Annotated in this window: 1 protein-coding gene; it reads right to left on the reverse strand. The window is 66.8% G+C overall.

The window, feature by feature from the left end; genetic code table 11:
* Positions 1-132: 132 nt before the first annotated feature.
* Positions 133-389: hypothetical protein (locus AB4091_RS21985; protein ID WP_442295061.1), on the reverse strand; the 257-nt coding region annotated here is incomplete at its 5' end.

A 389-nucleotide genomic window follows, 5' to 3' on the forward strand; every position in this document is an offset into this window, starting at 1 on the left:
GGATGCGGCATGGCGTCCTCCGGAGTGCGCTTTAGAGTGCCCTGAATAGCCCTTTGAACAGCGCTGTTCAAGGAGTCTGTCGCTCCGTGCAGAGTCTGTTGGAGGGTGCGTCAGTCCTCCGTGGCAGCCCCCTCAGCCCCGACCCCACGACCACCAGCGGCGGCGTGGGGAGGTCAGGGAAGGTGCGGGATCGGTGGCCAGGACCGGAGCTGTCGTGAGCGGTGCCGGGGGTGGAATGAGCTTCAGGGTCTCGTCCARGATGCGCTTGCGCTCCTCGGCCAAAGCCTCGGCGACGGCGGCCCGCTGTGCGTTCTCGATCGCGCGCTTCTCGCTCTCCGCCGCCCGCTTTTCCGCCTCGGCCAAACTTTCCCGCAACGCCTCAACTTGTC

The sequence above is a fragment of the Terrabacter sp. 2RAF25 genome, assembly GCF_052115265.1.
Lineage (GTDB): Bacteria > Actinomycetota > Actinomycetes > Actinomycetales > Dermatophilaceae > Terrabacter.